Origin of the sequence: Actinospica sp. (assembly GCF_035552695.1) — a bacterium.
Taxonomy (GTDB): Bacteria; Actinomycetota; Actinomycetes; order Streptomycetales; family Catenulisporaceae; genus Actinospica.
Window position 1 is genome coordinate 1 of record NZ_DASZKT010000049.1, and the last position, 3,306, is coordinate 3,306.

Annotated in this window: 4 protein-coding genes; 3 read left to right on the forward strand and 1 reads right to left on the reverse strand. The window is 71.1% G+C overall.

The window, feature by feature from the left end:
• A partial coding sequence (locus tag VG296_RS08035; protein WP_325564685.1) for a LysR family transcriptional regulator occupies positions 1 to 510 on the reverse strand: 510 nt, incomplete at its 3' end.
• 145 nt (positions 511 to 655) lie between these two features.
• On the opposite strand from VG296_RS08035, the gene VG296_RS08040 reads away from it, so the two are divergent.
• The 3 genes from VG296_RS08040 to VG296_RS08050 all read left to right on the forward strand — a co-directional run.
• Positions 656 to 1,813, forward strand: a complete 1,158-nt coding sequence (locus VG296_RS08040) for an LLM class flavin-dependent oxidoreductase (RefSeq protein ID WP_325564687.1) — start codon at positions 656 to 658, stop codon at positions 1,811 to 1,813.
• A gap of 1 nt (position 1,814) precedes the next feature.
• Positions 1,815 to 2,990, forward strand: coding sequence for a dimethylsulfone monooxygenase SfnG (gene sfnG / locus VG296_RS08045; RefSeq protein ID WP_325564689.1), 1,176 nt, complete (start codon positions 1,815 to 1,817; stop codon positions 2,988 to 2,990).
• Positions 2,987 to 3,306, forward strand: a 320-nt coding sequence (locus VG296_RS08050; protein WP_325564691.1) for an acyl-CoA dehydrogenase family protein, incomplete at its 3' end; no start/stop codon positions are given. The genes sfnG and VG296_RS08050, both read left to right, overlap by 4 nt.

Below are 3,306 nucleotides of genomic sequence, written 5' to 3' on the forward strand. Positions count from 1 at the left end.
GCAGACGACAGGGCGGCCGCGCAGCAGCGTGGTGGTCTCCAGCTCCGGCGGCTTGTCGTCGCCCTCCAGGTAGTTCACCAGCCCGAGGTCGAAGCTGCCCTCCAGGATCGCCCGGTGGATGTCGGCCTGCTGCGCCCCGACCACCTCGACCTGGGTCCCGCCGTTCGTCTCCCGGAACTCCCTGATGGCCGGCGCCAGCAGCGGGACGGTAGCGGTGTTCACCGTGCCGATCCGCACCAGGCGGGTGCTCTGGTGCTGCTCGTCGGCGGCCTTGCGCAGCCGGTCGACGGAGTCGAGCACGGTGATGATCCGGGGCAGCAGATCCCGGCCGGAGTTGCTGATCCGCGCGCCGTGCCGCCCGCGCTCGAGAATGTCAACGCCGAGTTCGCGCTCCAGGCTGCGCACCGACTCGCTCAGCGCCGGCTGCGAGATGTGCAGCGCCTCGGCGGCCCGGCGGAACGAGCCGAGGCGCGCCACGGCCGCGACGTACTCGAGCTGTTCAATCCGCACCGCGCAGTCCCCTAACGTCCAGGTCAGCCAGATTTCCTTGTTAATCTATTGTTTTAATAGGAAAATCCTATCGGCCCCTCGCGGATCCGTATTGGACGACCGAGCCGCCACCTCCGCATGCTGGAGTGAAGGGAGGCAAGCATCAATGATCCTGCACTGGTTCCTGCCCACGAACGGCGACTCTCGCACCGACCTGAGCCTCGGGAACGCGGTCGGCGCGGCCGGCAGCCGCGTGGTCGAGGGCAGCACCGAGCGGGCGCCGGACATCGGGTACATCGGCCAGATCGCCCGGTCCGCGGAGCAGCTCGGCTTCACCGGGGCGCTGACCCCGACCAGCTCGTGGTGCGAGGACGCCTGGGTGATGACGGCCGCGCTGACCCAGGTCAGCGAGCGGTTCAAGTACCTGGTCGCGTTCCGCCCCGGGCTGATGTCGCCCACGCTGGCGGCGCACATGGCCGCCACCTACCAGCGCGTCTCCGGCGGCCGGCTGCTGCTGAACATCGTGACCGGCGGCGACGACGTCGAGCAGCAGCGGTTCGGCGACCATCTGGGCAAGCATGACCGGTACCAGCGCTGCGCGGAGTTCCTGCACGTGGTGCGGGAGCTGTGGACCGGGCAGCCGGTCGATTTCCGCGGCGAGTGCTACGACATCCGCGGCGCGCAGATCGTGCCCGCCCCGGTGTGGCCGGACATCTACCTCGGCGGCTCGTCGGCGGACGCGATCGACGTGGCCACCCGTTACGCCGACGTCTACCTGACCTGGGGGGAGCCGCCGGCCGCGGTCGCGGAGAAGCTGGACAGCGTGCGCGAGCGGGCCAAGCCGACCGGCCGCGAGCTTCGGTTCGGCATCCGGCTGCACGTGATCACCCGGGACACCTCGGCCGAGGCGTGGGCCGAGGCGCAGCGGCTGCTCGACGGGCTCGACCCGGCGGCGATCGAGCGGGCCCAGGCCGTCCAGCGCGCCTCGCAGTCCGAGGGCCAGCGGCGGATGGTCGCGCTGCACGGCGGCCGCAAGGACGCGCTCGAGGTGTCGCCGAACCTGTGGGCCGGCGTCGGCCTGGTCCGCGGCGGGGCGGGCACCGCGCTGGTCGGCAGCCACGAGGAGGTGGCCGACCGGATGGCGGAGTACCACGCGCTCGGCATCGACGAGTTCATCCTGTCCGGCTACCCGCACCTGGAAGAGGCGTACCGGGTGGGCGAGGGCGTGATCCCGGTGCTGCAGCGCCGCGGCCTGCTGCCAGACGGCGCGGACGGGCCGGACGGCGCAGCACTGACCGAGACAACCAAAACTTGGAGGCAGTGAGATGAGCACCGACCGCACCACCGAGCCGCTGAGCTTCGCCTACTGGGTACCGAACGTCAGCGGCGGCCTGGTGACAAGCACGATCGAGCAGCGCACCGACTGGTCGTTCGCCTATAACCGCAAGCTGGCCAGGCTGGCCGAGCGGGCCGGGTTTGACTACGCGCTGACCCAGGTGCGCTACACCGCCAGCTACGGCGCCGAGTTCCAGCACGAGTCCACGAGCTTCAGCCTCGCGCTGCTGCTGGCGACCGAGCGGCTCAAGCTGATCGCCGCGGTCCACCCCGGGCTGTGGCACCCGGGCGTGCTGGCCAAGTGGGTGGCGACAGCCGACCACCTGTCCGGCGGCCGGGTGGCGGTGAACGTGGTCTCCGGCTGGTTCGCCGGCGAGTTCCGGCAGCTCGGCGAGCCGTGGCTGGACCACGACGAGCGCTACCGCCGCACCGCTGAGTTCATCACCGCGCTCAAGCGGATCTGGACGCAGGACGAGGCCAACCTGGCAGGCGACTTCTACCGCATCCGCGACTTCAGCCTCAAGCCCAAGCCGCTGTCCTGGCCGGGACGGCCGCACCCGGAGATCTTCCAGGGCGGCAACTCGACCGCCGCGCGGCGCAACGGCGGCCAGCTGTCCGACTGGTACTTCTCCAACGGCAAGGACTTCGACGGGGTCCGCGAGCAGCTCACCGAGCTGCAGCGCAGCGCCGCCGAGGTCGGCCGCGCCGACGGCCCCAGGTTCGGCCTGAACGGCTTCGTGATCGTCCGGGACACCGAGAAGGAAGCCCAGGAGCAGCTGCGCGAGATCATCGCCAAGGCGCACGTCGAGGCCGTCGAGGGCTTCGGCGCGGCGGTCAAGGCGGCCGGGCAGTCCACCGGCGACAAGACGGGCATGTGGGCCGACTCCAGCTTCGAGGACCTGGTCCAGTACAACGACGGCTTCCGCACCCGGCTCATCGGCACCCCGGAGCAGGTGGCGGAGCGGATCGTCGAGTACCGCAAGCTCGGCGTCGACCTCATCCTGACCGGCTTCCTGCACTACCACGAGGAGGTCGAGCAGTTCGGCAAGCAGGTGCTGCCGATCGTCCGCGAGCTCGAGGTGAAGGCCGGGCTCGACCCCAGCGCGGTCCCCGATCCGGGCGCAGGGCTGACCGAGCCCGACCTCGTCCTGTCGGTGGCCGGATGACAACCTCAACCGCACCGAAGGCGATCGCCACCGCCGAGGACGCGATCGCCACGGCAAGGCAGTACGCGGAGTCGATCGCCGACGGCGTGATCGAGCGGGACCGGGCAGGCGCGGTGCCGGCGGCCGAGCTGGCGGCGTTCGACGCCAGCGGCCTGCTGTCGATCACCGTGCCGCGCGAGTACGGCGGCGGCGGCCTGCCGGCCTCCGTGCTCGCCGAGGTGGGCCGGACCATCGCCTACGTGGACCCGGCGATCGCGCAGGCGCCGCAGGCGCACTTCCTGTTCGTCGACGTGCTCGCGGTCTGGGGCAGCGAGGA

Bases quoted from the DNA above. Each gene is read 5' to 3' on its own strand.
- sfnG (WP_325564689.1), top strand. From the start codon at position 1,815: ATGAGCACCGACCGCACCACCGAGCCGCTGAGCTTCGCCTACTGGGTA.
- VG296_RS08040 (WP_325564687.1), top strand. From the start codon at position 656: ATGATCCTGCACTGGTTCCTGCCCACGAACGGCGACTCTCGCACCGAC.